General features: G+C 46.7%; 24 protein-coding genes. 21 read left to right on the forward strand and 3 right to left on the reverse strand.

Annotation, left to right across the window (positions count from 1 at the left end):
* Nucleotides 1–7: 7 nt before the first annotated feature.
* The 9 genes from AC58UU_RS22215 (at nt 8) to AC58UU_RS22255 (ending at nt 10,300) form a co-directional block, all read left to right on the forward strand.
* On the forward strand, nt 8–1,060 hold the full coding sequence (locus AC58UU_RS22215; RefSeq protein ID WP_497318920.1) for an alpha/beta hydrolase family protein: 1,053 nt from the start codon (nt 8–10) through the stop codon (nt 1,058–1,060).
* A gap of 53 nt (nt 1,061–1,113) precedes the next feature.
* Nucleotides 1,114–2,661 carry an FAD-dependent oxidoreductase gene (locus AC58UU_RS22220; protein WP_497318922.1) on the forward strand — a complete coding sequence of 516 codons (1,548 nt, stop codon included), beginning with the start codon at nt 1,114–1,116 and terminating at the stop codon, nt 2,659–2,661.
* A 162-nt stretch (nt 2,662–2,823) separates the two neighbouring features.
* A complete protein-coding gene (locus AC58UU_RS22225) occupies nt 2,824–3,846 on the forward strand; it encodes an alanine racemase (RefSeq protein WP_497318974.1) in 1,023 nt (340 codons plus the stop codon).
* Between the two features lie 25 nt (nt 3,847–3,871).
* Nucleotides 3,872–4,264 (forward strand): RidA family protein, encoded by a 393-nt coding sequence (locus AC58UU_RS22230; RefSeq protein ID WP_497318924.1) that lies wholly within the window; start codon nt 3,872–3,874, stop codon nt 4,262–4,264.
* Nucleotides 4,265–4,290: 26 nt separating this feature from the next.
* Nucleotides 4,291–5,604, forward strand: a complete 1,314-nt coding sequence (locus AC58UU_RS22235; RefSeq protein ID WP_497318925.1) for a M20 family metallopeptidase — start codon at nt 4,291–4,293, stop codon at nt 5,602–5,604.
* Between the two features lie 5 nt (nt 5,605–5,609).
* Nucleotides 5,610–7,076, forward strand: coding sequence for a M81 family metallopeptidase (locus tag AC58UU_RS22240; RefSeq protein WP_497318926.1), 1,467 nt, complete (start codon nt 5,610–5,612; stop codon nt 7,074–7,076).
* Nucleotides 7,077–7,178: 102 nt separating this feature from the next.
* A complete protein-coding gene (locus tag AC58UU_RS22245) occupies nt 7,179–8,402 on the forward strand; it encodes an aspartate aminotransferase family protein (RefSeq protein WP_497318975.1) in 1,224 nt (407 codons plus the stop codon).
* A 15-nt stretch (nt 8,403–8,417) separates the two neighbouring features.
* Nucleotides 8,418–9,176, forward strand: a complete 759-nt coding sequence (locus tag AC58UU_RS22250) for an SDR family NAD(P)-dependent oxidoreductase (protein ID WP_497318928.1) — start codon at nt 8,418–8,420, stop codon at nt 9,174–9,176.
* Nucleotides 9,177–9,877: 701 nt separating this feature from the next.
* The gene (locus AC58UU_RS22255; protein WP_497318929.1) at nt 9,878–10,300 is read left to right on the forward strand and encodes a nuclear transport factor 2 family protein; all 423 of its coding nucleotides are present in this window, start codon (nt 9,878–9,880) and stop codon (nt 10,298–10,300) included.
* Between the two features lie 790 nt (nt 10,301–11,090).
* Here the strand turns inward: AC58UU_RS22255 and AC58UU_RS22260 are convergent.
* Nucleotides 11,091–11,807 (reverse strand): hypothetical protein, encoded by a 717-nt coding sequence (locus AC58UU_RS22260; protein WP_497318930.1) that lies wholly within the window; start codon nt 11,805–11,807, stop codon nt 11,091–11,093.
* A 702-nt stretch (nt 11,808–12,509) separates the two neighbouring features.
* Between AC58UU_RS22260 and AC58UU_RS22265 the strand changes: the two genes are divergently transcribed.
* The 6 genes from AC58UU_RS22265 (at nt 12,510) to AC58UU_RS22290 (ending at nt 18,542) form a co-directional block, all read left to right on the forward strand.
* Nucleotides 12,510–13,730, forward strand: coding sequence for a branched-chain amino acid ABC transporter substrate-binding protein (locus AC58UU_RS22265; RefSeq protein ID WP_497318931.1), 1,221 nt, complete (start codon nt 12,510–12,512; stop codon nt 13,728–13,730).
* 95 nt (nt 13,731–13,825) lie between these two features.
* Nucleotides 13,826–14,812 carry a branched-chain amino acid ABC transporter permease gene (locus tag AC58UU_RS22270; protein ID WP_497318932.1) on the forward strand — a complete coding sequence of 329 codons (987 nt, stop codon included), beginning with the start codon at nt 13,826–13,828 and terminating at the stop codon, nt 14,810–14,812.
* A gap of 10 nt (nt 14,813–14,822) precedes the next feature.
* On the forward strand, nt 14,823–16,109 hold the full coding sequence (locus tag AC58UU_RS22275; RefSeq protein ID WP_497318933.1) for a branched-chain amino acid ABC transporter permease: 1,287 nt from the start codon (nt 14,823–14,825) through the stop codon (nt 16,107–16,109).
* Nucleotides 16,106–16,891, forward strand: a complete 786-nt coding sequence (locus AC58UU_RS22280; RefSeq protein ID WP_497318934.1) for an ABC transporter ATP-binding protein — start codon at nt 16,106–16,108, stop codon at nt 16,889–16,891. The genes AC58UU_RS22275 and AC58UU_RS22280 overlap by 4 nt, the downstream gene beginning before the upstream one ends.
* On the forward strand, nt 16,888–17,595 hold the full coding sequence (locus tag AC58UU_RS22285; protein WP_497318935.1) for an ABC transporter ATP-binding protein: 708 nt from the start codon (nt 16,888–16,890) through the stop codon (nt 17,593–17,595). The genes AC58UU_RS22280 and AC58UU_RS22285 overlap by 4 nt, the downstream gene beginning before the upstream one ends.
* Nucleotides 17,592–18,542 (forward strand): DMT family transporter, encoded by a 951-nt coding sequence (locus AC58UU_RS22290; protein ID WP_497318936.1) that lies wholly within the window; start codon nt 17,592–17,594, stop codon nt 18,540–18,542. The genes AC58UU_RS22285 and AC58UU_RS22290 overlap by 4 nt, the downstream gene beginning before the upstream one ends.
* 2 nt (nt 18,543–18,544) lie before the next feature.
* On the opposite strand, the gene AC58UU_RS22295 is transcribed toward AC58UU_RS22290, so the two are convergent.
* Nucleotides 18,545–18,865 carry a hypothetical protein gene (locus AC58UU_RS22295; RefSeq protein ID WP_497318937.1) on the reverse strand — a complete coding sequence of 107 codons (321 nt, stop codon included), beginning with the start codon at nt 18,863–18,865 and terminating at the stop codon, nt 18,545–18,547.
* A gap of 638 nt (nt 18,866–19,503) precedes the next feature.
* On the opposite strand from AC58UU_RS22295, the gene AC58UU_RS22300 reads away from it, so the two are divergent.
* The 5 genes from AC58UU_RS22300 (at nt 19,504) to AC58UU_RS22320 (ending at nt 22,291) form a co-directional block, all read left to right on the forward strand.
* Nucleotides 19,504–19,626, forward strand: coding sequence for a hypothetical protein (locus tag AC58UU_RS22300; protein ID WP_497318938.1), 123 nt, complete (start codon nt 19,504–19,506; stop codon nt 19,624–19,626).
* A 184-nt stretch (nt 19,627–19,810) separates the two neighbouring features.
* Entirely contained in the window at nt 19,811–20,152 is a 342-nt protein-coding gene (locus AC58UU_RS22305) for a DUF3139 domain-containing protein (RefSeq protein WP_497318939.1), read from the forward strand.
* A 273-nt stretch (nt 20,153–20,425) separates the two neighbouring features.
* Entirely contained in the window at nt 20,426–21,157 is a 732-nt protein-coding gene (locus tag AC58UU_RS22310; RefSeq protein ID WP_497318940.1) for a class I SAM-dependent methyltransferase, read from the forward strand.
* 283 nt (nt 21,158–21,440) lie between these two features.
* Nucleotides 21,441–21,872, forward strand: a complete 432-nt coding sequence (locus AC58UU_RS22315; protein WP_497318941.1) for a hypothetical protein — start codon at nt 21,441–21,443, stop codon at nt 21,870–21,872.
* 293 nt (nt 21,873–22,165) lie between these two features.
* The gene (locus AC58UU_RS22320; protein WP_497318942.1) at nt 22,166–22,291 is read left to right on the forward strand and encodes a hypothetical protein; all 126 of its coding nucleotides are present in this window, start codon (nt 22,166–22,168) and stop codon (nt 22,289–22,291) included.
* Between the two features lie 264 nt (nt 22,292–22,555).
* Here the strand turns inward: AC58UU_RS22320 and AC58UU_RS22325 are convergent, their stop codons facing one another.
* A complete protein-coding gene (locus tag AC58UU_RS22325; RefSeq protein WP_171688075.1) occupies nt 22,556–22,987 on the reverse strand; it encodes a DUF6326 family protein in 432 nt (143 codons plus the stop codon).
* Nucleotides 22,988–23,098: 111 nt separating this feature from the next.
* Between AC58UU_RS22325 and AC58UU_RS22330 the strand changes: the two genes are divergently transcribed.
* Nucleotides 23,099–23,473, forward strand: a complete 375-nt coding sequence (locus AC58UU_RS22330) for a DUF6960 family protein (protein WP_497318943.1) — start codon at nt 23,099–23,101, stop codon at nt 23,471–23,473.
* Nucleotides 23,474–24,090 lie beyond the last annotated feature (617 nt).

The raw sequence follows: 24,090 nt of genomic DNA on the forward strand, positions 1-24,090 counted from the left end.
AGGCCCCATGTTCGAGCAGTATGAAGACCGGATTCGTATGGAGTCAGCTAAGCTGCAGCTGGAATTTCTCACGCCGTATCAGGATTTTCGATACTATGAATCCTCCGTTTCTCCGGGTGTGCGGCTTGCTGTCAATGTCATCAAGCCTGCGCAGCCATCCCGGCTGCTTGTGCAGCTGCACGGCTGGCATATGAGTATGCCCAAGCCACAGGAACGGTATATACCGGTGCCGGATCAACGATATCTGATCATCCAGGTTGATATGCGGGGCAGAGCTTACTCGGAAGGCGCTGCCGATTGCAACGGCTTGGAGCTGATCGATATCTACGATGCGGTGCAATTCGTAAGAGAGCAGTATGCGGAGCATCTGCTCGATCCCGAAGTCGCGTATCTGGAAGGAGGCAGCGGGGGAGGCGGCAATGTGCTTGCTGCCGTCAATAAATTTCCTGATCTGTTTGCGGCGGCGACCGCGCTTTATGGAATTGCGGATTACGCGCAATGGTATGCCTGCGATCGCATCGGTGAATTCCGTGACGATATGGATGTCTGGATCGGGGTTCCACCATGGGAGTCGTTGGAGCCGTATGAAGCCAGAAGCGGCGCGTTTCTGGCGTCTAATCAGCTAACGCCTCTGTTGATCGCTCACGGCACCTTTGATGCGCGCGTTCCTGTCAGCCATAGTCGAATGTACTTGAAGGCTGCGGAACAGGCGGGTAAAGACGATTTGCTAACCTATGTGGAGTGGCCGTGTGTCGGCGGTGAAGGTCATAGGGACCGCCTGCCGGAAGTAAGCTTAAGGCAGTTTGATCATGACAAGGCTGCTCATGAATGCACACATACTGTTCCGATCCATATACCCGATCACGGATCGTTTCTGGTTGGCGGATATTTATATACGAAGCGGTTCAAGATTCGATTGGATAACGTCGACCGCACCGCATGTGTCGAATATGATCTGCAGACGTCAACGTTCGAGGTTACCGCTAAGCATCCTTGCGCTTATCGGATTGAGACGGAGGATGGAGCGGTGATTGAAGGTATGGCACAAGTCAAGGAATGAAGCAAGTTGCCTTTCATAGAGATAGAGTCCAGGGAATAAGGAGATATGACAAAATGGCTGATTTCAGTAAATTAATGTATTATGCACCGCAGGTAGCGTCAGAAGCCCCGGACAATATCGAAACGGATTTATGTATTTATGGAGCCACTCCTGCCGGGATAGCCGCAGCCGTTCAAGCAAGCCGGATGGGGCTGCGCTGCGTCATTGCCGAGTTCGGCACCCATCTGGGAGGGATGACGGCAAGCGGGCTCGGCCGCACCGATGTCGGAAACAAGGAGGCAATCGGCGGAATCTCTCGCGAGTTTTATCGGACCATCGGCAAGCATTACGGCAGCGATGAGCCGGATGGAGCCGCATGGGCGTTTGAGCCGCATATCGCGGAAGCGACTTTTCACGACTGGTTGGAACGTGCGCAGACGCCTGTGTATTACCGGCAGCATCTGGACTCGGTCGACATGGCGAACGGCAGGATCGTCCTTATTCGGATGGAAAACGGCAATACCTTCACAGCCTCCGTATTTATTGACGCAACCTACGAGGGAGATTTGCTGGCTCGGGCAGGGGTGTCCTATCATGTGGGCCGGGAAGCGAACTCGGTCTACAAAGAAACATTAAACGGCATCCACTTCGGGCATCCGAAGCATAATTTCTATGCCTGGACCGATCCGTACCGGATCGAAGGTAAACCGGACAGCGGACTCCTTCCGGGCATCAGCGATGAAGCGCCGGGCTATCAGGGACAGGGAGACCGCAGCGTTCAGGCTTACAATTTCCGTATATGCTTAACGAATGTTCCCGACAACCGGATCGCTTTCCCCGAGCCGCCGAATTACAACCCCGACCGGTTCGCACTGCTAGCGCGCTACATTCAATCCGGTGTATGGGATACTATGCAGCTGAATAAAATTATGCCAAGGGGCAAATCCGACCTCAATAACCGAGGAGCGGTCAGCACCGATCATATCGGAGCCAACTACAATTGGCCGGAGGGGAGTTATGCCGCTCGTGAGGCTATATTTCAGGACCATGTGAATTACAATCTGGGGATGCTGTATTTTCTCGCCAACGATGAATCGCTTCCCGCCTATGTCCGTGCGGAAGCGCGCCAGTGGGGACTGCCTGCCGACGAGTTCCAAGAGACGGGCGGTTGGCCGCATCAGCTTTATATCAGAGAAGGACGCCGGATGATTGCCGAAGTCGTAATGACCGAACATCACTGCCGTAAGTATACCGTAGCGGAGGACTCTGTCGGTCTGGCTACTTACACGATGGATTCTCATAACTGCCGAAGGCTTGTATTGGACGGACGGTGTGTCAATGAAGGCAATGTGGAAATAAGCCCTATCGGTCCATATCCGATTTCCTATCGATCTATTGTACCCAAAGGCGAGGAATGCACGAATCTGATCGTGCCGGTCTGTCTGTCCTCTTCGCACATTGCCTATGGTTCGATTCGCATGGAGCCCGTATTCATGATACTCGGGCAATCTGCGGCAACGGCGGCGGCGCTCGCTATGGAAGCCGGCTGCGCCGTGCAGGAGATCGACTACGCCAAGCTCCGTGAAAGACTTGTGCTAGACGGACAGGTGCTGGATGCATAGCTCTATGTCTTGAGTTAGCTGCCTGACGCTGGTAATTCGTCAGGCTTTTTATGTTGAAACGCGAAGGAGGCGGTTATCATAACCCGACCGTTGGACATAGCGGAGCTGGAAACGCCGGCAGTGCTTATCGATCTGGATGTACTCGAAAGAAATATCAAGCTGATGGCGGAACTGGCCAAGCATGCCGGAGTGAAATTGAGGCCGCATTTCAAAACACACAAAAGCGTATGGATCGCACGCAAGCAGATCGAATACGGGGCTTGCGGCTTGACAGTCGCCAAGCTTGGCGAAGCTGAAGTGCTTACCGATGCTGGAATTGAAGATCTGCTGATCGCTTTCCCGCTTGTTGGTGAAGCCAAGCTTGGCAGGCTGCGCGCTTTGATCGAACGCGGAATTAAGGTTACCGTATCGGCGGATCACGCTGCTGTAGCCGCAGGCATATCCCAGGTGGGCGAATCGCTGAGTCGCCGTATTCCCCTGTATGTCGATGTGAACACCGGCTTGAATCGCTGCGGCGGCGAGCCAGGTGAGGAGACCGCGGCTTTGATCCGGCAGCTTGCCGTGCTGCCTGGTGTGGAGGTACGCGGGCTGATGACCCACGGCGGTCATGCTTACGGCAAGAAGAGCCTGAGCGAGCTCTGGCAAACGGCCGCTGACGAGGTCGGCGGACTTGTCCGAACGCAAGAGCTGCTTATGAAATCGGGCATCCACATTCCCGAAATCAGCGTAGGATCGACACCGACCTCCAAGTTTATTGCGGAACAGACAGGGGCGACGGAAACAAGACCGGGCGCCTACGTATTCGGCGACATCTCCCAGCTGGAGATCGGTTCCATCACCATGGATGAGCTTGCGATGAGCATCTTGGCGACCGTTGTCGGTACGCCTCGATCCGGGACCGTCATTATCGATGCAGGTTCCAAAACGTTCAGTAGCGATACGAATCCGCACCGTCCGGGTTACGGCTTTCTCCGAAGTGATCCGTCGGTGTACATCGAACGCCTTAGCGAAGAGCATGGCATCGTCAAAGTTCCCGAGGGTGTACGGTTATCTATCGGAGACCGGCTCGAATTTATTCCCAACCATTGCTGTACCGTAACCAATATGCACGATACCCTGCATGGCGTACGTCATCGGAAGGTTGAGAGGCTGATTGCCGTCGACGCTCGCGGCCGCATCCAATAATTATTTTGCAGAGAGGTTGATTACTTTGTCTAAAGCTTATAACGTCCCTCAGGCTCCGCAGTTTCCGCTGCCATTTTCTCATGCCGTCCGCGCTGGAGATTTCGTTTATGTTTCCGGGCAGGTTGGTGTGGACCCCGTTACGTGTGAAGTTGTCGGTCCTACGATCGAAGATCAGACCCGGCAGTGTCTGCGGAATATCGAGATCATCTTGGAGCAGGTGGGCCTTACACTGGATCATGTCGTAAAAACGAACGCTTTTGTCAGCAAAACGGAAGATTTTCCCGGGTATAACCGGACCTATGCCGAGGTGTTCCGGCAGCCTTATCCCGCAAGAACAACGGCGCCTGTCGATATTGGAGCGTATCTAATAGAAATCGATGTAATCGCATATGCTCCGGCAAAAAGAAAGCAGGAATAACAGGATAGCTAAGGAGGGTATGCGGGATGGAACGCGATCGGTTGTCGCAAGCGATCCGCCGATGGGTGGAAGATCATCGGGAGGAGGCTGTCGGACTGGCGGCCAAACTAGTACAAATACCAAGCGTCAACCACCCGCCTGATGGGGATGAAGCGGAATATCAGCGGTTTCTGGCCCAGTGGTTACAAGAAGCAGGGGCTGAGGTAGATATGTACCAGCTTACGGATGTGCCCGACTTAAAGGATCATCACGCTTATATGGACAGCAGGGTGTATAGGAACCGTCCCAATGTAGCGGGGAGCTTTTTTGGCGGTACCGGCAGATCGCTTCTATTTTCCGGGCATGCGGATACGGTGTATCCGGGTAATGAGCGGTGGACATACCCGCCTTTTGGCGGTGAAGTGCATGACGGCTATCTGTACGGCCGTGGCGCATATGACATGAAGGGCGGCATGGCAGCCGCCATGATGGCGGTGAAGTGCCTGATCTCACTGAACGTTCCCATTGCGGGGGCGGTACACATCGAAAGCGTGGTCGATGAAGAGCACGGGGGAGCGAACGGTTCACTCGCCGGCAGACTGCGGGGCCTGAATGCCGATGTGGCGATCATTCCCGAGCCCTCCAATATGCGGCTGTATACGGCACATTTGGGCGGCGGCATCTGGAAAGCGTCTTTCGAAGGAATAAGCGGGATCGGCTTCTCAGGGGAGGAGCTCGTGAGCGCACTGGACGCAACGGTAGAGTTCGCTGCCATGCTGAAAGCATTCCGCGTATACCGTTTCGGCAGGATGACACCGCATCCCTTATGGGAGGGCGGCCGGGAGCCAGAGGTAACGCTGCTTAGCATTTACTCCGGCGATGCAAGCCGCGAGCTGCAGGAGAAGCTTCCCGCGAGCGGCGAGCTTAATTTTTGGATCGAAGGTTATCCCGGAGTGACCGGAGAGGACATATTGGATGAATTATGGGATTATTATGAAGCCCAATCGGTTCATTATCCGACGCTTGTCAAATGCCGTCCGCAGATTAAGCCTCTGATTCGATACTTAAGCGGCAGTGAAATGCGCAGGGATGACAGCACAGACAGCTTCATGCGGATTGCCGCCAGAACCGGCGAAGCGGTGCTTGAAGCTCCCGTCGGTCCGCCTCAGGGTTCTCCGTTCGCATGTGACGGCTTTATGTTTAATCTATACAGCAGTACGCCCGCATTAATATTAGGTCCGAGTGGGGCGAATGCCCATGCTGCAGACGAATACCTCGAACTCGATTCTTACGATCGCTTGATCCGCTGGTATGCGGAAATTCTCATTGACTGGTGCGGACTGCTTCCTGGGAAAGGATGAATCAGATGAAGATTGCAGTAATCGGTATGTTCCATGAAACGAATACATTTGCCCCGGGCAGGACGGGATTGGAGGCGTTCAGCACCGAATGGGCGCTCGGCAATGAAGCATTTCTGAGCCGATACAGCGACACGCGCACTTCGATGGGAGGCGCAATCGATGCTATTTGCGGTGAGGATATAGAGCTGGCCTGCGGATTGTATGCCGGAGCCACACCGAGCGGGATGATCGCAGCGAAAGCGGCAGATCGCCTGATCGGCGCGGTCGCCGGTTCGTTGGACACGACATCGGACGGTGTGCTGGTTATACTGCATGGAGCTATGGCAGCTGAGGGTCTTCCCGATGTGGAAGGCGAGCTGTTGCAGCGGGTGCGAGACCGGCTCGGTCCATCTAAACCGATTGTGGCGACGCTGGATCTGCACGCGAACATAAGTCCAGAAATGGCACGCATCGCCAATATTCTCGTGGGCTTCGATACGTATCCGCATATCGATGCGTATGAGAGGGCGGTTGAAGCGGCCAGACTTCTGATCCGGACGATCCGCGGTGAAATCGTACCTACGCTTGCGCTGGCAAAGCCTGGCATGTTGGTTGTTCCACAGATGATGCTGACTCATGAGGAAGGTCCGATGAAGGAATGGATGGACCGGGCATTTGCCATGGAGCTTGAACCGCAGGTATTGAATGTTACGGTGGCAGGGGGATTCCCCTACAGCGATGTGCCGGACGCGGGTGTATCCTTCGTGGTGACGACCGATAATGATCTGGAATTGGCGGAACGCTATGTCGAGGAGCTAAAGCAGATGGCTTGGGAACGCAGGGAACTGTTCGCCTATGCGGATTTGCCGGTGGAGGAAGCGGTGGCCAAAGCGATGGAGATCGCGGAAGGCCCCGTCATCCTGGTGGAAGGTTCGGATAATGTCGGAGGCGGAGCGCCTGCAGATGCCACCCATACGCTGGCTCTTCTGACCGCCCCCCCGAAAAAAACGCTTATCGTCATTCTTGACGAAGAGGCTGCTGCAGAAGCGCACAACCTCGGGGTTGGAGCCTTTTACGACGGCAGTATCGGAGGAAGAAGCGACCGCCTGCACGGTGAGCCCGTTCGGATACAGGGGATCGTCCGGACACTGTTCGACGGCAAATATACGCATATCGGTCCTTATATGACCGGCCAGTGGGCGGATATGGGGAAAACGGCGGTGATCGAAGCCGGTTTGCTTACCGTCATTGTAACTGAGAAGCGAACCGCCCCTTGGGATCCGGGGCATGTCAGTTCAGTGGGTCTTCAAGCAGAGGATTATCATGTGATTGTTGTCAAATCGGCTGTAGCCTGGAAGACGGCATTCGGGTCCATTTGCAAGGCTGTCTTACCTGTCGATACGCCGGGCTGCTGCAGCTCCAACCTGTCCCATTTTCCATATAAACAAATCAAACGTCCTATCTTTCCATTGGATTCATCCATATCCTGTTAGGGAGGTAAATCTCATATGTTAACAATCGAACGTTCCAAAGCCAAATATGAGCAAGCGCAGCGGCATCTTGCCGGGGGAGTCGCCAGCTCGCTTCGCGCTTCGATGAAACCCGTTCCGTTGTATACCGAATCTGCCAAAGGCACCCGCCTGCAGGACATAGACGGTAATACCTACATCGACTATTTACTTGCTTACGGACCGTTGATTCTCGGGCATGCTCATGACGGATTAACGGATTCGATCTTAGCCTCGATGCGCAAAGGGTACACGTACGGACTGCAGCACGAAGGCGAGATCGAGCTTGCTGACCTGCTGGTGGAAGTGCTTCCCTGCGCGGATAAGGTCGCATTCAGCGGCTCGGGCACCGAAGCGGTCATGCTAGCGTTACGTCTTGCACGTGCCCATACGGGTAAAGGTAAGATCGTCCGTTTCCATGGGCATTATCATGGCTGGTCCGATTCGATCTTTACCTCTTTTCCCGGAGCGGGATTAAGCGGGCCGGCCGCCGATGGAGAGACTTCTGCGGTACTTCCGGGCACGAAGGGGCAAAGCGATAACAGTCTGGACGATATTATCCTGCTCCCATGGAACGATCCAGCGACGCTGGAATCGACGCTAAGGACCCGGGCCTCCGAGATTGCTGCCGTTATTTCGGAGCCGGTTATGTGCAATTCGGGCTGTCTACAACCAAAGCCCGGTTATCTGGAGCTGATCCGCCGGTTAACGAAGGAGCTGGGAATTGTCTTTATTTTGGATGAAGTCATTACGGGCTTCAGGTTAAGTCTCGGCGGCGCGCATGAACGGTTCGGCCTCAAGCCGGATCTGGTCACAATCGGCAAAGCGATGGGCGGCGGGATTGCCATCAGCGCCGTTGCCGGCACGACGGAGCTTATGAAATATATCGATACTTCGGTGGTCAGTCATCTGGGAACCTTGAACGGGAACGGTGTGGCCACTACCGCTGCGCTGACTACGATCCGAGAGCTGGCAAAAAATGAGGGGGCCTCCTACAAGCGAATGGAAGAGCTGGTTGTTACCTTATCCACTGGTATTCGTGGGCTTCTGAGCAAGCATGGTATTCCAGGCGTGGTCAACCAACTCGGTCCGGTCTTCCATATCATGTTCATCAATGAGCCGGAGGTTACGGATTTTGATACATTCAATAAAAGAGATGCAGGCAAGTATGCCTGGTTTGCTGAACTCATGCTCAGCGAGGGCGTACTGCTCCGGCCGAACGGCCTGTGGTACATTTCGACGGCTCACAGCCTGCCGGATATCGAAGAAACGCTGCTTGCCGCGGATCGGGCTTTAGGCCGTCTCGGTTAAGGGGGGAGTCAAGACATGCGCCTCAAAGATAAAGTAACATTAATTACAGGGGGATCACACGGCATCGGCCGTGCCATCTCCCTGCGTTTTGCCCGGGAAGGCGCGAAGGTGGCGATCGCGGACAATGAACCAGAGGGACTGGAGGAAATAAGCGCATTGCTTCGCGCTGAAGGTGCGGAGGTGTTAGGGGCCGTCACGGACGTTCAAAGCAAATCCCAGGTTGACGCCATGATCGATAAAGTGGCCGCTCAATGGGGCAAGCTCGATATTGTTGTGAATAACGCAGGCATTTGCAGGCCATCCCCTTTTCTCGAGATCATGGAGGAAGATTGGGACCGGCACATGAACGTGAACCTGAAAGGCGCATTCCTCGTATCTCAACGTGCGGCGAGGGAGATGGTGCGTCAAGGAACCGGTGGTTCGATTATTCAGATGTCCAGTGTGAACGGATTGGCTGCTGAGTCCGATCAATCCCATTACAATGCGTCGAAGGGCGGTTTGAATCTACTTATGATGTCGATGGCGCTGGAGCTGGCCGAACACGGCATCCGCGTCAATTCGCTGTGCCCCGGCTTTATCGAAACGAGGCTGACGAAGCCGCTAATTGACAATCCGCAGGCGATTGGGAAATACGTAAAGACGATTCCTATGCAAAAGGTCGGCCGGCCGGAAGATATCGCAGATGCGGCACTGTTCATGGCGAGCGACGAGTCCCGTTACATGACGGGACACTGCATGGTCATAGACGGCGGCCAAATCATCAAACTGTCGTAAGCCCTGCGTATTCAATTAGGTGGATATCTTTGAATATTCGTGGTTAAATTGTCCTCTTTCTCTGGGGTAAATTAAGGATCATGATGGGTGGGGGATGGAATCGAACAAATATCTAACCAGGATAATCAGGATCTGTTTAGTCTTATCTCCATTGAACAAACCAAACTCATCATATAAAAAGGGCCTCTGCGGGGTTAAATCCGCCAGAGGCCTTTTAGCAAACACTGGGATCCGGGTATGAAACGCGGAATGGGATCAAGTTCTTGTCATTTATCGGGAATGTCCCCCATAATTCCTATGATTCCGTTGCCGAATAAAATTTAATAGGCAGATGAATGAAAGCAACTGACCTAAGCCTTCTTTATGTGGTAAAATATACCTGTTCGAAGAAACGGGGGCTTGGATTAAAGGGGAGCATGGCATTTATTCATCGGAACGAATGGTCACTTACGTCGATGCGATATTTGCGATGTTACATGAAGGCTGCGACATGGACGATTTATTCAATATGAAAAGCATTTTACCCGGGGACCCTTTATATATTTACTTATAACTTTGTTGGCTTTGTTTGAATGCTTGGGTAAGTGTTGTCGGTTTTGCTTTTCTCATTGTCCTGTACTTCTTGCCTGCTACGCTTTGGATTAGGAAAGAGAAGAGGAATCCTTCAATATAAAAATGAAATATGAAGGAGTGATTGACGGATGACGCAGCAGGAAGAGATCATCAGAACCGTTAATGAATTGTTTATTTTCACGGATGAGCGGAACTGGGAAGGGGTCCGGCGTTGCTTGGCGCCAGAGGTTTTGCTCGATATGAGTTCCATGGGAGCCGGAGAGCCGTCGGTTCTAAGCGGCAAACAAATAGCAGCGGGCTGGAAGGAAGGCTTGAGGAAACTTCAAGCGATCCATCATCAGGTCGGCAACTATTTAGTGGACATCTTGGGGAACGTAGCTGACGTATTTTGCTATGGAACTGCCAGTCATTATTATCCGAACCCTACAGGTCAAAATGTGAGGACATTTGTGGGGACCTATAATATTCACTTGATGAAATCGGATTCCGGCTGGAGCATCGATAAGTTTCGCTTCAATCTTAAGTTTATAGACGGTAATAAGGACTTATAATTTCAATAAAACGAAAGAGTTCCGCTAGATGCAGGAGCTCTTTCGTTTTACCACAGCATAAAGTTTAAGTTCATTAAAGCGATAAAGCGATGAGTAGCAGGAATTTTGATCGTTAGGTGTCCAAAACCAACACTTGTCTATCCGGCGACCATAAACATGAGTGCTTTCAGATCCCTGTCATTTGTTACAGCCATGTTTCGGTTGACAAGAACTTTATCTCATCTAGTGCCGCATAAATCGCGGCTTCTTTGGGTTAGTGGAATAAAGTTGTTGTCACGGTCATTATTCGGAAACGTGACAGGCCGTTTGATGTCATATGACAAGAATATTAGCCGAATGAAGTCTGCTTGAATTGCGGGCTTTATTTATTATCGGATCAAGTTCTTGTTTAATAGATGCGTGCTTTGTTTGTAGGGCGCAGCCGAAAGAGGATTATTCCAGACAATTAAATGTAGGGGAAATTTGTGTCACCATATATAGAATTAGAACCAAATGAACATCCACTTTCGGTTGAACAAAGAAATGGCATATCTATAAAAAGGGTTCAAGAAATAGCGGAACATCTATTACATAAGAATGGCTAGTAAATCATTCCGCTAACGAAAACGATAGTTGAAAAGAAACTGTGAGCAATTGGCTTGTAAGTAGTACTTCAAAACTTATTTGTAATTCAGTCTATTTGTTCAAAGCAACCACAAATATAATTTACATAAAAGTAAAAAGAGCGTATAACTTGGATAAGTTATACGCTCTTTTTTGCATTTGATTCGCGAAGAGTAGGTAGCAGTTATTATTCTTGTTTATTTCCCTTATTTTTATCGTTTCCTTTACCGTTCTCTTTCTCGCTGCCGCCATGTTGACTATTGTTCTTTTTTTCTTTTTCTTGTTCGGATCTATTCTTTTCCTTGTTGTCTTTACTCTTTTTCGTATGATCTGCTTTTTCCTCTACGGAGTCGTCTTGTTTTTCTTGGATAGGGACAGACTCGTTTCTAGCTTGTGATATTACTGGTGTTGGACCCGATGACGGAACTGCTGATGGAACAATCGAAGCAACTGGTTGCTGCTCTGCTTTATCTGTTACATCCTCATTTGTCTGCCCCTGTCGCGTTTTCTTTTCGATTTTAGACAGCTTTTTATCTAAGTGGTCAAACGATTTTTCTATATTTTTCATTAGAGCTGATTGGGCTTTTGGATTTCCCGCTTTTTCCAATGCTGAAGCCAACGCTAGAATGTTGTGCTGCAAATCGGTTTTTGTTTTTACCTTCAGTACCTGCTCAGGGTGTTTTACTTCCTTTTCAGTATCGTTGACATCTTTGGTTTCAGTTTGCTCTGTTGTTGTAGTCTTTGCTTCCGTATCTACCGATGGTGTCGCAGATGCAGCGAGTGCAGACTTTTCGGTTGTCGACAAACCGGAAGCCTGTTCTGTTTTTTGGATAGCATTTTGTTGAGTTTCTAGTGACTTCTGAAGAGATAGAATCGCCTCATTCGTTTTTCCCTTAGCCAACAAGGTGTTCGCTTCCCCAAGACCCAGGAAAACACTTTTTTTTAAAAAGGCTGAGCCTCTGCTTGATCATAATGGAGTTGGGTGGTAGTAAAGCGACTTTCTTCGAAAAACAAAGGTAAGGCTGGTGCAACCAGTCAAAAAGGATTAATCTCCCATAAGTGCTACCCATATTGGGTGCGACAGTCTGTGATGCACCGTGGCGGTTGGAGTCAGACTAACGGTTGGGCTCTAATGGCACCATAGTTTATAGACCTTCTTCTCCCAGCCATAGTAGAAGTATTGACAGATTTTATCCCCCCCCGCGAGGGCATCATAATGAACGAGAGCAATCAATGGTTGGCCGATAGAATAGAACCTAAATATATTGAAGTTATGTCTAAATGGCCCAAGCAATTATGGATCTCCGTTGAGAAATCTTTTGATTCTTAATTTTGGAATAATAAGGATGAACATGTATGTAACTAATAAAAACATCACTTAATATGTTATTAAATATAACATAAAAAGAATGGATTCATAGAATATATCTAATTTGTGTTAGGTATATTGACATAAATTTCCGATTTCATTATTATAATTATGTAAGGTTCATGTTATTGAAAATGCCGATTGAGTAGTTTTGTATGAATTTCGTCTCTGATCCGAAGTTCTGAATGCTGCAATATCGGTATTTTTGCGTACCAAACTATCTGAGGAGGTTGTTTCATGATTTTGAAGAAAATGGCTCTTATGATCTCAGTATCAGCACTTGCCATGGGTTTGTTGGCAGGGTGCGGAACAAGCACAAGTACAAGTACAAATTCAACTACAGAAACGACTAAACCTAGCAGCGCAGTCACTAAGAGCGTTATCAAGATTGCGACCCAGTCCCCTTTGTCAGGAGGCAGCTCCGTTCAAGGTGAAGCTATTAAGCTAGGTGCTCAGATGTCTTTGGATGACCATAAAGTGGAATTTGACAAGCTGGGTTTTGAACTGCAACTGGTCCCTTATGACGACCAAGCAGATCCAAAGAAAGGCGTTGCCAATGCCGAGATCATCAGTGCTGATCAATCGATTCTCGGAATCGTCGGACATATGAACTCAGGCGTAGCTATACCTTCCTCAGTCGTTTACGAGAAGAACAATATTGTCATGGTTTCGCCGTCCAATACGGCAACGGAGGTAACCGACCGTAATCTGAAGGTCGTGAACCGAATCGTTGCAAGGGATGATTTCCAAGGTCCTGCGGCTGCTGATTATGCGTTTAAAACAGTGAAAGCCAAAAATATTTTCGTCATTCAAGACAAAACAGCCTACGGTCAAGGCTTGGCAGAAGCGTTTAAAGACGCGGCCACGAAGCAAGGGGCAACCATTGTCGGTTATGAGGGGATTACAATAGGTGAGAAGGATTTCAACGGGGTGCTTAACATTGCGCTTAGCAAGAAACCGGACTTTGTCTTCTTCGGAGGATTATATGCCGAAGGCGGACTGCTTATCAAACAAGCACGCGACAAAGGAATTACGGCTCCTTTCATGGGTGCAGACGGGTGGGACACGCAAGGTCTGGTTGATGTAGCCGGTGATAAAGTAAAAGACGCCTTGTACGCTTCCATCTCAACTGATATTACAAAAACGCCGGATGGCATGAAGTGGGCCGATCAGTATAAATCTAAATTTGGTAAAGCTCCTGACGGTTACTCGGCTTACGCATATGACTGTATGACCATTATTCTAAATGGCATTAAAACTGCGAGCAGCGCAGACGGTGGAAAAGTACCTGTCCGCGAAAAAGTTCGTGATGCGGTGCGCGCCACCAAAGACTTCCAAGGTGTTGCCACGAAAGTTTCCTTTGATGGCAAAGGCGACAATACATACGCAAAAGTATTTATCTACAAATTTGAAGGTCCGAAATATCCGGGTACCATGATTTCTGAAGTAGGGAAGTAAACCTAATTTCAACATCATTCAACTTAAAGTAAAGAGGTATGTGCTTTATGGATATACCTCTTTACGGTTTATTCACCTGCGAAAGGAGAAGCTTCATGATCCTAAACATCCTGCACTCACTCCCCCAAGTATTGATCGACGGGCTTGCTTTAGGAGCTATTTATGCGGTCGTTGCCTTAGGATATACCATGGTATACGGTATTCTCGAATTGATCAATTTTGCACACGGCGAGATTTTTATGACTGGGGCATTCGTCGGGACAGGGCTATTGTTCCTTTTTCAATCTACAGGGTGGCTTAGTGGTATGCCGGGATGGGTTGCATACGTTCTAATCCTCGCTATCGCCATGCTTTTTACGGGATTGTTGGGGGTGGGAATTGAACGAATTGCTTATAAGCCTCTCCGAAAAGCGCCCAAGCTGATTTCACTTATCTCCGCGATTGGTGTTTCCTTCGTGGTTCAAGATCTCGTTCGCTTTATTTCCGAATTGAGAACAGGAAACTACATCATAAGCGGTATTACGTTGTTCGATAAAAATGTGACCATCGGCACTTCTTCTCTTGGATCATGGCTCGGAGATGCTTCTTTGAAAACCAATACGATCATCATTATCGTAGTGGCTGTATTGTTGATGATCTCCCTTGATTTTTTTATCAATCGTACCAAATGGGGAGTGGCCATGCGGGCGGTAGCGCAAGATCGTGAAACGGCTTCATTGATGTCAATTAATGTGAATAAAATCATTATTCTGACCTTTTTCATCGGTTCAGCTTTAGGCGGGGCTACAGGGGTTTTGTTTGCGCAGCAGTACGGTACGATCGATCCATTTATCGGCTATATATTAGGGTTGAAAGCCTTCACGGCAGCTGTGCTTGGAGGTATAGGAAACATTCGGGGTGCCATGTTTGGTGGACTGGTCATTGGGATATTAGAGATGTTCGCCTCTTCTAATCTTGGCTTACTGACGAACGGCAGCTTCGGTTCGGAGTATAAAGATGTGTTTGCGTTTATGATTTTAATCATCGTATTGATATTCAAACCCGAAGGTCTGTTTGGCAAAGCTGTCAAAGAGAAAGTGTAGGTGACCCATTATGGATAAAATAAAGCAGGCATTAGCGCAAGACTCGAAAATGCAAGCACTGATACTTGTCCTTCTCGTCTCTGTTACAGCACTAAGTGTATATATGACGGCTAAATCGGTCATTGCCTTTTTATTATTGCTGGCATCCTTGCTTTTGCTTTACTACACTTCATTTTCAAATAAAGTCAAATGGATTATCGGCGGAGTCATGCTAATTCTAGTTATTCCGTTTGCTTCATCGGGAGGTCCCGCCTATGAATCTTATATGGAAGTTGCAACGCAGAGCGGGATTTATATCGCGATGGCGCTCGGGCTGAATATCGTGGTCGGTTTTGCAGGGCTTCTGGATTTGGGTTTTGTCGCTTTTTTCGCGATTGGAGCTTATACGTATGGCATCTTCTCTACGGCTCAGGCGAATCACTTCATTCCAGGTGATTTGTTTCCTATTTCGGGCTCTGCGTTTTGGCTGTTTATTTTTGTAGGCGGCTTTATGGCTGCACTGGTCGGAGTCATTCTCGGCCTGCCCGTCCTTAGGGTGAAAGGAGATTATCTCGCTATCGTGACATTGGGCTTCGGGGAAATGATCCGCATCATCTTCAACAACCTGGAGAAGCCAGTTAACATTACGAACGGCGCTAAGGGCATATCGTCGATCAAGCCTCCAAATCTGTTCGGATTTGAATTTACGCATCCTCATCAATTTTATTTCATTGTGATAGCGATCTTGGCTTTTGTGATTTTCGGAGTAAAGAGATTTGAACATTCTCGAATGGGTCGTTCCTGGAAGGCAGTTCGGGAGAATGAAATTGCCGCACAATCCATGGGGGTTCCGTTAATTCGTACGAAGTTGACAGCATTCGCTGTGGGAGCTTCCTTCTCCGGGATGATGGGAGTCGTCTTTGCAGCCAAACAAACGTTTATTGATCCGTCCAGCTTTACATTGCTTGAGTCCATTACGATTTTGGTCATGGTTGTATTAGGAGGAATGGGGAGTGTTCCCGGCGTTATACTTGGAGCTGCACTCATTACGATTCTCAATCTGCAGGTGCTTACGGAATTCACCAATTGGTTAAATCAATTAACACTGCAAGGCGTTGTCCACATTCCCTTTGCCTTATCGCCATCCAAGATGCAGCGGTTTATTTTTGGAGCGATTCTAATCCTCTTTGCTGTCTTTCGGCCAAATGGATTGATTTCTGTGAAAAATCGCAGAGTGAACGAAAAATTGATTCAAGACCGAATATCATCAGCTTCCGTGCAGCAAGCAAATCCTCATAGTGGAGGGATCGCCCAATGACCGTTTTGCGTGTCAATAATTTGGTCAAACGTTTTGGCGGATTGGTTGCCGTTAACGGTGTTCAATTCGAGTTTCAAAAAGGTGAAATTTCCGCTGTTATCGGTCCGAATGGTGCCGGGAAAACGACTTTTTTCAATATAATCACCGGTATTTATGCGCCTGATGAAGGTGAAATCGAATTGGAAGGTAAATCGATTGTGAAGGTTAAGCCGGATCGAATTACAGAAAAGGGCATAGCCCGGACCTTTCAAAATATTAGACTGTTTGGAAATATGACGGTTCTTGAAAATGTGATGGTCGGCATGCATATTCATTTAAAAGGCGGAATATTTAGCACTTTACTAGGACTTACTAAGATTCGACTTGAGGAACAAAATGCGATGGATGAAGCATACCGACTATTGCAATATGTTGGTCTCGAGCCTCATCTCAATGAAAATGCAAACAGTCTTTCTTACGGAGCGCAAAGGCGGCTTGAAATCGCGAGAGCGCTAGCGGTTAAACCAAAAGTACTACTGCTGGATGAACCCGCCGCAGGAATGAATCCGCGTGAAACAAAAGAACTAACCGAGCTTATTCGAAGCATTCAACAGGAGCTGGACGTATCGATCATATTGATTGAGCACGATATGAAACTCGTCATGGAGATTTCTGATCGCATTCTAGTTCTGGATCACGGTGAAAAGATAGCTGAAGGATCCCCATATGAGATTCGTTCGAATCCGCGTGTGATCGAAGCCTATTTAGGTAAAAGTGCCCTAGGTCAAGAGGTGAAATCATGAGCTTACTGCAGCTTCAAGAGGTCCAGGCTTACTATGGAGGTATTCAAGCATTAAAGGGAATCTCACTTCATGTGAATGAAGGGGAAATAGTCACGTTGATCGGTTGCAACGGAGCGGGAAAATCCACAGCACTTAAATCCATTTGCGGTCAGGTGAAAACGAAAGGATCCATTTTATTTGATAAGCGTGATATTTCGGCTTGGCCACCTCATCAAACGGCGATGGAAGGCATTGCTCATGTCCCGGAGGGCCGGCGCATATTCCCAAGGCTAACTGTTAAGGAGAATTTGGAGATGGGCGCATTTTCAGTTAAAGATAAAAAAGTGATAAAAGAGCGTATGGAACAGTCATTCGATTACTTTCCACGTTTGAGAGAACGCTTGCACCAAGCAGGCGGCACCATGAGTGGCGGCGAACAACAAATGCTTGCCATAGCCCGTGCGCTCATGATGAAACCTAAGCTATTGCTGCTCGACGAACCATCGATGGGTTTGGCTCCCGTCATCGTGGATCAAATCTTTGAAATTATTCAGGAGATGAACCAAACAGGGATGACGATTCTGCTCGTAGAACAAAACGCATACCAAGCGCTGCAAATCGCCCATCGCGGTTATGTCATACAGACCGGTGAAATTATTCTGGAGGATGACGCAAAAAAATTGCTTGTCAACGATCAAGTAAAAGAAGCTTATCTGGCAGGATGAAATCATTTCTTCCGATGCTTTACGGCATTATGGCATCCTTTTTTTTCTCATTTTCTTTCATCATGAACCGGTCTATGGAGCTGTCCGGCGGATATTGGGTATGGAGCGCTTCGCTTCGTTTTCTGTTCATGTTTCCTATCCTATTGTTGATTGTCTGGGATAGGGGGAATCTCCGGGCCTTGCTTTTTGATATGAGAAAGCAGTTAGGGATATGGATGGGCTGGAGCATGGTAGGATTCGGAATATTTTATGTACCACTGTGTTTTTCCGCTGCCTACGGACCTGGGTGGTTGATTGCGGCTACATGGCAGGTAACCATTATTGCGGGTTCATTGCTAGCTCCATTATTCAGCAAGGTAATAGTAACAAAGAGCGGGCCTATACGGGCTAAGGAAAAACCCCCGTTAAAAGGTCTGTTGATTTCTCTCATCATCTTATTGGGGGTAATTGTTATACAGGCGGATCATGGCGGCCATTTTTCCATAAAAGACGCGCTTTTAGGCGTGGTGCCTGTTCTTCTAGCAGCTTTTGCTTATCCGCTTGGCAATCGTAAGATGATGGAGGTTTGCGGAGAACGGCTGGATACCTACCAGCGTATTCTTGGCATGACACTGGCCAGCCTTCCGTTATGGATATTGCTTTCTCTCTATGCTTTGGTTCATGCTGGCGTACCGAGCACAGGGCAAATCGGCCAATCTGCTCTTGTAGCCGTTTGTTCAGGAGTCATTGCAACCGTTCTTTTTTTCAAAGCAACAGAAATGGTAAAAAGATCCGCACATCAACTGGCTGCTGTAGAAGCGACTCAAGCCGGAGAAATCATTTTTACAGTTATCGGTGAATTAGTGCTGCTCGATGTGGCATTTCCTTCTAGTCTGTCTTGGACAGGTATTTTTTGTGTCGTAATCGGGATGATCGTTCATAGTTTAATATCGAAGAAAGGTAAATAGATTCACAAGAAATTTCTCGAAGAACAGGAAGGAACCAACCGAGTCACTTCATCCGCTTCTGATATCCTACTACCAGTTCTGCCGCTCACGAAGCTTCGTGATTTGCGCGATATGGTGAAGATTGTGCCACGAAAAAATGAGAGGGCCGCGTCCAGCGTCCAAATGCCGTTCTCCGGGTGCCGGTAGGTGCGGGAGAAATCGGCCTCAGGGGTCGAGCGAAGCAGGAACACCAAACGTAGGTTCAACTGCTCGATTAGCGCAAGCGATACATCGACCGGGAATATTTTGCTATCCGGCAGCTCCCCCCCCCCACGACTCCACATCAAACGGCTTGACCATCGGTTCGGTCTCCTTCCGCAGTGCCCACAGTAATGTACAAAGATGGTGGTTCAGCAGAATACTATGGGTTGGGATATAAGGTGAATAAATACGTTAATCTAACTGCTGAGAGAGGTGCGGAGGTGATAAAAATTGATTTTGACACTTGGTTTATGAGGTTTTTACCTCCTGAATAAAATGAAACATACTAATCAACTTGTTGAAAGAATGCTCCGATTTTGTAAAGGACTTAATCGTGAAATAGTATTACGTCCGGTTTGCCGAACAACCATAATTAATTTTTCAGGTAGCAGTGTTGAACTAACGTAGAAACGTTAGCTGCGTAGAGACAGACAAACAAAGCAGGCGTCGTGGCGACCTGCTTTGTTTATTAAGGTACAGATAACTATACTTCAATATTGAAGGCTGCCATTTCAGCTTTTGCGCGGCCATAAACCGTTCGTTAACGTTGAAAGCCGCATCACGCTCCCAGTGCTTGATCAGGTCAAAATCCTATATTGGGGGCTGGTGCAACAACCAAAATAGGATTAATCTACCATGAGTGCTTCCCGAAGGAGCGACATTCTGTGATGCACCGTGGTCGGTGGAGTCAGACTAACGGATGGGCTCTAACGCACCATAGTTGATCGACCTTCCTCACCCAGCCGTAGTAGAAGTATTGACGGATTTTATCCATTTTCATCCTCTGTGGTGCAGCGCTGGTCTTGCGCTGCATGAACGGCTAACGGGTACGTTAGTATTATGACACCAGGCTGCCGGCAAGAACGGCGGCCTTTTCAGCTAACGGGCAGCATTATTCAATAAATATAGGAAAGCAATGGGTACTATTAAAAAATAGAACTATCTTAGCGAAATTATATGTATTAGATTAAACTAATAACCAATAAATTAACAGCAGTAAAACAGAGAAATAACGGAGGTGTTAATCAGTGGTCAGAAAAGGAATCAAAATCTTGTTCATTGTTCTTTTTTTATTTTTACTGTACTCATCTGGTTACCTAACTTTCGAAAAATATCGTACTGGGGATATTATAAGTAGGCAAAACATGATTTCAGATACCATTTGGAAATTACAACAAGATGGTTATAAAAAAGAAGATATTTTATCTATTGGAATAAGTTACTCATGGATGAAATCCCAAACTTATGAGACAGCTGTTATGTTTAAAGACGAACCTGACGTTACGTATTACTACTTTTGGAATAAAAAGAGTTCATCAATTGAACAAGGTGGCTATTCTGGAAAGGCGACTAAACATAAAACCTTTTGAATAAATCTAGTTTGGTATTAATCCAGCTTTTTTGACTTTTATCATTGTGCTAACGGGAAACGATAGTGGAGGAGCTTGACGGGGCTCCTCTTTCTTATTCAAGTAACAGGCAGAATGTTTAAATATAGTCAACAATTCACTTAACCTACATTTTTCCAGTCATTTATCATTTACTTATTCTGTTTGAGAGCGAGTGATGATCATGAAAAAAATTAATTTCTTCGGTAATGAAGTAAGGGATAAAAAAAGAGGTATCAAGGAGGAAACATAGACATGGCTGACAGGATATTTGAAGAGTCGAAACTTGCAGATGTTTACGATTTGTTTGATTCGGCAGAACGTCCAGATCTTGACCCGTATATAGCAATAACAGACGAATTCGGTGCTCAATCCGTGATTGACATTGGTTGTGGAACCGGCATCCTTGCCTGTCGACTTGCTGCACTTGATAAGGAAGTCATTGGCGTGGATCCAGCCGCCGCCTCACTCAAAGTCGCAAGTCGTAAGGCGTATGCAGACCGGGTCAGATGGCTTCAGGGAATAGCTGCGATGCTCGCTGGACAGCAAGTGGATCTAGTCATGATGACCGGAAACGTCGCCCAAGTCTTTGTGACTGATGAAGAGTGGATGTCAACACTTCGTGAATGTCGTGGTGTTATTCGACCGGGTGGACGGCTTGTATTCGAGGTACGGGATCCTTCAAAAGAAGCGTGGGAGGCTTGGAATCGTGAACAGTCCTATCAGGTGATTGAAGCACCTGAAATCGGAAAGGTAGAGAAGTGGGTGGATCTCATCGATGTGCAACTGCCGCTAGTTTCATTCCGCCAAACATTCGTTTTTCAGAAGGACGAGACGGTACTGACCTCGGATTCGACCTTGAGGTTTCGGAGTAAATCCGAGATTGTTGACTCCTTATTCGCCGCTAATTTGCCTGTCGAGGATATTAGAGATGCACCAGATCGCCCTGGACTAGAATTCGTCTTCATTGCTCGCTGCCCAGACTAAGATACATTCATACTTGTTAAACTAAAGGAGAACAAGAGTTAAGTAAATGTAACATAATTGAAATCTTATTTTCATGTGGCATTAATTAATCAAGCTTATTATAAAAGTCGACCCCCTTTAAAATATAAAACTTAGACCCTCAGCCCGTTGCTGTGGGTCCTTTTTTTGCTATTCAACTAAAGGGCAGGATACTTCCAATATGTGTTAAAATGAGAGTCTGATGAATCGATTCAACATTCGACGAGAACAATGGGTTGACGTTACATGTAAGGAGCGATTGTAAATGGAAAAAGATATCATTCAGTATCATTACGATGAGCTGATTAAGTCGTTAGTTACTTTGTCTTCTCCAGCTGAAAAGCAAAAATACATTATGGGTTACGGACACGTAGGGGACGATATGATTATTGAATTCGAAAGCCATTATAATCTCGGCATTGCTGATTATTACTTCGATATAGGGCTTTTCTCAGACAACCAATTACAGAAACTAGATGTTTATGACAAATTCCTTGATGAGAAATGCGGTGAACAAGAGTTGGATTTTTTCACCGATTTTGAGCAATTGAACAGTAATCCGATATGGGAAGAGATTAGAGTGGAAACGTCTAAACTACTTAGATTTCTCGATAAAGACAATCTGGATATTGAGGTTACCAGGGAAGTTGATAATAAAATCGAATTGACTAGGACAAGGTTGTATAAGGTCAGATGAAACCTTGCTATTAAGCTATTGGAGAACGAGAGTTAAACATCTGAAGGGCAGATTAGTTTATTAATCACATCGCTGATTTTTAGGGAGGTAGATTTAATTGTTAGGAACATAGGGGCTATACCCTTGGTTTGTAGAACACGGGGAAGAACTTATTGAACCGCAATATAGAGAAGAGTTCCGTTATCTACACTCTTGCGCAATCCGTCCTTGATTGTTTCCCCACGGCGTCGAATATAGATCATACCGATATATAATGAGGAAAAGATTGTCAATGTGTTTTCTTATAATCGTTTTTGGTATTATGGGTAGTGATTGACCAAATGGACATCGTATATGTTGATTTTGATGGAGTCGGGTGGGAATATGACGGCATCAGCAACCAAGTCAATACTGGCTGTTACACGATGTCCCACCGCTGACCGAAGAAATGTAACAGCAACATATTTTATCTTACTTCGGATACTTGTGTGAATTTTCGTACAAAAGTGGGCGGTCATCGCAATTAATCAACCATTTTGTATGATTTTCCGTACAAAAGTGAGCATACCCCTCGACGCCATGAATACCGATATGCAAAAGTTGCGACTATGTCATCATCATTCTTCTTAGTAATGCCCGAAACCCGCGTTGCTAGCTATCCTGCCTAGGCCACTTCCATGCAGTAAAGATAATTAGTAACGTAATTACCGTAACGAAGAAGGCCATTTCCATGCATACCAGATAATTAGACAAAGAAGAGCGACTTCTACAACAGCGCCAAACACCATGTGCACCCAAGCCTCTCCTGTCAAATTAAACAATGTATAGGGAATATACACCGCGGCAATAATGATATTTGCCCAGCGACTTACTTTTGCCGGCAGGGCAACAGAAAGGAAAATCATAAGAGCTGGAATTGTTACCGAAATCAGTGCTATCAATAGAAAGACATATGAAATGTCAAATATAAATATTTTTCCTGCCAGAATACCTTCTATTTTGCCCGGCATATATAAGGCGAAATAATCAACATAAATATAGAGAAACATAAAACTCGCCCACAGCGTAGCAATCTTCAGTTTCGAACTGACTTTGATGTCTTCCAGTGCATTTTGTGCTTTATTTTGTGTATTCATATTAATCTCTCCTTTAAGGTTATATGGTTTCTCTTGCCTACAACCTTAGTCTAAAGGAGAAGTATAAACACCCTCGAAAGCAATTCTAAAAATTTTCTAAAATATAACATTTTGAGGGTTCATGGGTTTTGCCGCTCATCAACAAGTCCATCCACATCCATTGGTGGTTTTCCACTCACTTATCTACAACCATATGGTAAGGTATTTCTTTGTATCGAGGAACAAGATGAATTTATTGCTTTACAATACAATAATCAGTGTTTTTTAGTGAAACCTACCTTGTTCAAAAAAGTTCCAAGTCCTAAATATTCATTTGGCGAATCTGTAAGAGTACGGAGAGATCCTGATGTTATGGGGTCTATTTACGAAATAACTTGGCATCATAAGATTCAACGGGAAATGTACTTTATCGAAATAAATGGGAAGAGAAAAACCACCCGATATTTTAGCGAAGAATTACTTGGGGTAAAGGGTTCATTACGTTAACGGATAACAATAGCTTAATAAACAACCAAAACAAGGCTGCCGGTGAATCGGTGGCCTTTTCTCACCTAACGGAGGATAATTGAATCATTTCACGAATACCGCATATATGGAAAATTTGCGAAGTTCATAAATAAGGAGTTAGGTCAAACCACTTAAGTCTGATAAAACCTAATTTAACAATAATGGAGAGATTTAGAGATGGATAACCTTAAAGTGAGTTATCTAGAACAGAACAATGCTTTTGATAAATTCTGAAGAGAATAATATTCAGAAAACTAACATCAACGTTAATGACGATCATTGTATTCTCTGTAATGTACATGTTCTTAATAGGTAATAGCATGCCTTTATTTGCCATATTCGTTTGTACTGTTCCTATTATTTTACTCACTCTCCCTGTTTCTGTGGTATGTGAGTTTTGTTTTCAGAAGTATAAATTCATTAGAATCGTATTGACCGTATTATTTCAAGTGATCTTATCGTCAGTAATTATATTGGGAATAGAAGTTACATCGATTCGATTTTATGGACCTTTCATTATTAATTCAGTTGTGTTCCTGATTATTGACGAGATTTTTAAGAAAGTAAAGAATACTAAAAATTGATTTAACTGATTA

The organism is Paenibacillus sp. JT22N1, from assembly GCF_059692155.1.

Excerpts from the sequence above, each read along its gene's own strand:
- AC58UU_RS22240 (WP_497318926.1), top strand. The coding sequence starts at position 5,610 with ATGAAGATTGCAGTAATCGGTATGTTCCATGAAACGAATACATTTGCC.
- AC58UU_RS22250 (WP_497318928.1), top strand. The coding sequence starts at position 8,418 with ATGCGCCTCAAAGATAAAGTAACATTAATTACAGGGGGATCACACGGC.
- AC58UU_RS22295 (WP_497318937.1), bottom strand. The coding sequence starts at position 18,865 with ATGTGGAGTCGTGGGGGGGGGGAGCTGCCGGATAGCAAAATATTCCCG.
- AC58UU_RS22225 (WP_497318974.1), top strand. The coding sequence starts at position 2,824 with ATGGCGGAACTGGCCAAGCATGCCGGAGTGAAATTGAGGCCGCATTTC.
- AC58UU_RS22215 (WP_497318920.1), top strand. The coding sequence starts at position 8 with ATGTTCGAGCAGTATGAAGACCGGATTCGTATGGAGTCAGCTAAGCTG.
- AC58UU_RS22220 (WP_497318922.1), top strand. The coding sequence starts at position 1,114 with ATGGCTGATTTCAGTAAATTAATGTATTATGCACCGCAGGTAGCGTCA.
- AC58UU_RS22285 (WP_497318935.1), top strand. The coding sequence starts at position 16,888 with ATGAGCTTACTGCAGCTTCAAGAGGTCCAGGCTTACTATGGAGGTATT.
- AC58UU_RS22275 (WP_497318933.1), top strand. The coding sequence starts at position 14,823 with ATGGATAAAATAAAGCAGGCATTAGCGCAAGACTCGAAAATGCAAGCA.
- AC58UU_RS22235 (WP_497318925.1), top strand. The coding sequence starts at position 4,291 with ATGGAACGCGATCGGTTGTCGCAAGCGATCCGCCGATGGGTGGAAGAT.
- AC58UU_RS22290 (WP_497318936.1), top strand. The coding sequence starts at position 17,592 with ATGAAATCATTTCTTCCGATGCTTTACGGCATTATGGCATCCTTTTTT.
- AC58UU_RS22270 (WP_497318932.1), top strand. The coding sequence starts at position 13,826 with ATGATCCTAAACATCCTGCACTCACTCCCCCAAGTATTGATCGACGGG.
- AC58UU_RS22245 (WP_497318975.1), top strand. The coding sequence starts at position 7,179 with ATGAAACCCGTTCCGTTGTATACCGAATCTGCCAAAGGCACCCGCCTG.
- AC58UU_RS22280 (WP_497318934.1), top strand. The coding sequence starts at position 16,106 with ATGACCGTTTTGCGTGTCAATAATTTGGTCAAACGTTTTGGCGGATTG.
- AC58UU_RS22315 (WP_497318941.1), top strand. The coding sequence starts at position 21,441 with ATGGAAAAAGATATCATTCAGTATCATTACGATGAGCTGATTAAGTCG.
- AC58UU_RS22325 (WP_171688075.1), bottom strand. The coding sequence starts at position 22,987 with ATGAATACACAAAATAAAGCACAAAATGCACTGGAAGACATCAAAGTC.
- AC58UU_RS22265 (WP_497318931.1), top strand. The coding sequence starts at position 12,510 with ATGATTTTGAAGAAAATGGCTCTTATGATCTCAGTATCAGCACTTGCC.
- AC58UU_RS22310 (WP_497318940.1), top strand. The coding sequence starts at position 20,426 with ATGGCTGACAGGATATTTGAAGAGTCGAAACTTGCAGATGTTTACGAT.
- AC58UU_RS22255 (WP_497318929.1), top strand. The coding sequence starts at position 9,878 with ATGACGCAGCAGGAAGAGATCATCAGAACCGTTAATGAATTGTTTATT.